This window comes from uncultured Campylobacter sp., from assembly GCF_938045225.1.
GTDB lineage: Bacteria > Campylobacterota > Campylobacteria > Campylobacterales > Campylobacteraceae > Campylobacter_A.
Genome location: NZ_CALINL010000109.1, coordinates 1 through 3,523, shown reverse-complemented (window position 1 = coordinate 3,523; position 3,523 = coordinate 1). Strand labels below are relative to the sequence as shown.

The window sequence follows — 3,523 nt, the reverse complement described above, 5'->3', positions numbered from 1 at the left end:
CATATCCTGGCCCGTACGTCGCTTCGGCCTGGTTTAGGATAACAAAGTCGCTTGAAAAGCCCGTCACGCCGTTGCCGCTAATATACACTAGCCCGCTTTGACCTGCCTCTCTATCTCCCGCCGTTATTTGCCCGCTTACGCTACCCGTGAAATTTACGCCTTGCATAAAATCTACCCTATTGCTCGTGATGCTTTGCGCTTTGGTGTATTTATTTAGCGCAGTCTGCGTGACGGCTGCAGCGGCGAGCGTAGATATTTTGTTCTCAAGTGCCGTTGCAAGTCCACCAAGAGCAGAGTTTAATGCAGTTGTATCTATTTTATTGCCTACAGCATTAGCTACATCAAGCTTGGTTGCTAGTGTTTTTTTATCTTCCTCGTATATAGTTGCCGATAGTTTGTCCGCCAGCTCATCTTTGTTTGCCAAATTTGCAGCTTTTGCATCGATTAGCTCGTTTACTTTGGCTTCGTCCACCCCGCCGCCTGCAGATTCGCCTTTTTTGGCAAAGGTATCCTCTATTTTACGACTTGAATACGTCTTGTCTACCGCCGCAGCCGCGTCGTCGATAGGCGTTTTTTGCTTTAGTTCTTCTACCGCGCTCGCGAGCCCGTCCACGGCCTGGCTTATTAGTTGCTTTGTCTTTTCCTCGCTTACGCCGCCGGCCCCGCCTTCTTTGATTTTAGCTATGAGCTCTTCTGCTTTAGCTATAGACTCTTTTAGCGACTCTAGGCGCCCAGCGATTTTGCCAAATTCCGCTATCTTTGCGTCCATCTCCCCGCTTTTGTCGTCAAAGCTGTTTTTAGCTAGCTTTATCTCCACCGAGATCGTTTCCAAGCGGCTCAAATTTAGCTCTTTGACCTTTTCGCTAAGAGCCAAAATTTCCTTACAAATTTGTGTAAATTCTTTTTCGTTTTGCATTTTTTCTCCTTGTGTTTTTGGGCGCTACGGTCTTATCCTTGCCCTCATTATTCTATCCAGGTCCGCTAGATCGGCCCTATCTTGATATTTGCCGTTTTGAAAATCCATAAATTTATATATGAACTTTCTACAACTTAGGCCTTTACATTTCACGCGGTCGGCCATATAAAAGTCTAAATTGTTTAAAAACTCCTCATCCCAAATAAAATACGTCCTGACTTCGGAACCTATCTCGTACGGCTTAGCGTACCCTTTGGCCCCAAGTGCGCTTTCCAGGTCGCAACTTAGATCGTCAAAGTTGCTCGTTTCGTATTCGCAAAGAGCCGCGAGGTACAATTTGTTAAATTTAAAGCGATCCTTGTCATCACCGGCTCTTGCCGCGGCTATGCCGTACCCCAGAGCCGCCAGCAGGCTCTCATCTTCGTAGTCTATTTCATCCGTTCCCGCAAGCGGCGGGCGAAATTTGGCTACGAAGTATTTTTTTGAGAGATAGTAGTCTACGCCTATGTTTCTATCGTCCGTTTCTATTTTTTCCAGGACGGTTATGGCGCGGTGTATTTTTGCGGCCGTCCGGGCCATTAGTAGACGAAATTCATCGTCGCCGCATATTTTTACGCCGCGACGAGTATTGATTTCGTATATATTTTTGAACTCCGAAAAAGTCATCTTTACTCCTCAGCCAAGCCAAGACCGTCGGCCTCCGCTTAAACTTTCAGATTTTTAAGCCAAGCAAACGCTACCGGCGTGCACACGCGGAGCGTAAGCTCGGTTAGTATTTCTTTTTTGATCTCGTCGTTCTCGGTAGGCAAGTCTTTTTTCTTCGTCATTCTCCAGTAAACTGCGTAAATATCCTCGGATCTATAGGCTATTATCTCGTTGTTCGCGAGCTCCGGCGACAAAAGTAGCTTTACATTCTCGCCGTATTGGGAGTTTATCGCCGTAACCTTGTCGTGCAGATATTCTACGGTGTAGTTGGCTTGCTTGTATTTATCGAGCAGATCCATCACTCTATCCATTTGTTTATCGGGCAAAAGTATAAAATCGTAAGGCAGACCCCTTAAATGTCCGATCTTAAGCAGATCTCTAATAAACTGCATAGACATATCCGCCCCTGTGGCGTCAAAGGTATTGGTCGCGGTAGTAAAGCTTTTTAGTCCGCCGAGCTTTCCTTCTTTTTTAACGCCGGTATTGACCCTTTGAACAGCAGTTTGATCGGAAAGCAGTATCTTTTCTAGCGTTTTTTTATGCCTGATCGCCTCCATCTCGCCGTTTTTGGTTAGGATCAAATTTCCGTCCACCCTTTTGCTATCCTCTTCCGTACCCGAAACGCCGTAAGTATTTTTTACGATTTGGTATTGGTTTTTTAGCTGTCCGCCGGTAGCGTATTTCAAAGCGGCCGGAGCGCCGCCCTCTAAGTGCGCGTTATCGGCTTCGCCGTCGGGCGTTTCATCGTAAAACCACGTGTGTCCGGCCGCCGCGTTCGTGCTCCTATCTACCGGAGCGCCATTTTGGATAGACGTCAAAAACGGCGTCTGCTTCCACCCCATCTCTTTTATCGTGTTCCAAAACTCGGTGCCTCTTCTTCCGAAAGCCTCGTCGCTGGTCATTATTCCTTGTCTAACAATAGGCATCTTTTATCTCCTTTTTTAGTTAAAAATTTTGCTTAAATACGCGTATTTTTCGCTCTGACTTATTTCGCCTTTGTTTATGCGTCTCATCATCTCCGATCTGTCGACGCCGCCGCCCGTTCCTCGCGCTATGTCGAATTCATCCTCCGTCTGCTCCTGCGCCTTACCGTGGAAAAATTTTAGATAGACGTTTTCAAGCCCGACAGGAGTAAGTAGCGCGTCGCCTGCGCCGGGGTTTTTCTCGTCGATCTCTAAAATCTTATCCGTGATTTTTTGCATATCAAAATCGGGATAGCTCTTCCTAAAATCCGTCTCCATCTGCGAAAGTTGCGCAGCTTGACGCATCCTTTGAAAGTCCGCGTATTCTTCTTTATTGAGCTTTACGGAGTCGTCCGTGCTCGCCTCGGCTCGCGACTGGGCCTGGGCGGACGTTTTGTTTTCCGCCTGTACCTGTGGTTTGTCCGCGGCTTTTACGGCTGCCTGGGCTTCTTGCGCTTGCGTCTCCTCTGCGGCCGCTAGCCCCTCCAAATCCTGATCATATACGTCCGGCATTATTCGTTACCTCCTAAATTTAGACCTTGCGGCTCATTTGCCTTAGGCGCATTATCTTTGCTCTTCTCTGCCTTCTTGGCCGCCTCTTTTAGCTTTTTATTCTCGGCCTCAAGCTGCGAGACTTTTTGCGACAGCACCATATTTTCGCCTGCAGCTTCGCTTATGCGGTCTTGCAAATTTGCGCACTCCTCTTTGAAACGCTCCGCCTCGCCTTTGGCCTCTAAAATTTCAGCCTTCAAGCGTTCGATCTCGTTTTTGGCTTTAGCTAGCTCGGGAGCGAGATTTTTCGCACCGGACGGGGCTTGTTTCATCTCGGCCTCGGCAGCCTCGTTTTGCGGCATAGCTTCCCACTCTTGCTCGCTTATGATATTCACGGAGGCAAAGCCGCCCTCGCCTTTATCTCGCACCACCATGTCGCCGATACTCC

5 protein-coding genes are annotated in these 3,523 nt (G+C 48.0%); all 5 read right to left on the bottom strand.

What is annotated here, in order from left to right:
- Positions 1-916 (bottom strand): hypothetical protein (locus Q0200_RS04435; protein ID WP_297938220.1); only part of this gene is annotated, 916 nt, incomplete at its 3' end.
- Between the two features lie 24 nt (positions 917-940).
- Positions 941-1,582: a hypothetical protein gene (locus Q0200_RS04430; protein WP_297938218.1), complete on the bottom strand. Its 642-nt coding sequence runs from the start codon at positions 1,580-1,582 to the stop codon at positions 941-943.
- 38 nt (positions 1,583-1,620) lie between these two features.
- The gene (locus tag Q0200_RS04425) at positions 1,621-2,547 is read right to left on the bottom strand and encodes a DUF5309 family protein (RefSeq protein ID WP_163026398.1); all 927 of its coding nucleotides are present in this window, start codon (positions 2,545-2,547) and stop codon (positions 1,621-1,623) included.
- Positions 2,548-2,562: 15 nt separating this feature from the next.
- Positions 2,563-3,096, bottom strand: coding sequence for a hypothetical protein (locus tag Q0200_RS04420; RefSeq protein WP_297938213.1), 534 nt, complete (start codon positions 3,094-3,096; stop codon positions 2,563-2,565).
- A partial coding sequence (locus Q0200_RS04415; protein ID WP_297938210.1) for a hypothetical protein occupies positions 3,096-3,523 on the bottom strand: 428 nt, incomplete at its 5' end. The genes Q0200_RS04420 and Q0200_RS04415, both read right to left, overlap by 1 nt.

Bases quoted from the DNA above. Each gene is read 5' to 3' on its own strand.
- Q0200_RS04430 (WP_297938218.1), bottom strand. From the start codon at position 1,582: ATGACTTTTTCGGAGTTCAAAAATATATACGAAATCAATACTCGTCGC.
- Q0200_RS04425 (WP_163026398.1), bottom strand. From the start codon at position 2,547: ATGCCTATTGTTAGACAAGGAATAATGACCAGCGACGAGGCTTTCGGA.
- Q0200_RS04420 (WP_297938213.1), bottom strand. From the start codon at position 3,096: ATGCCGGACGTATATGATCAGGATTTGGAGGGGCTAGCGGCCGCAGAG.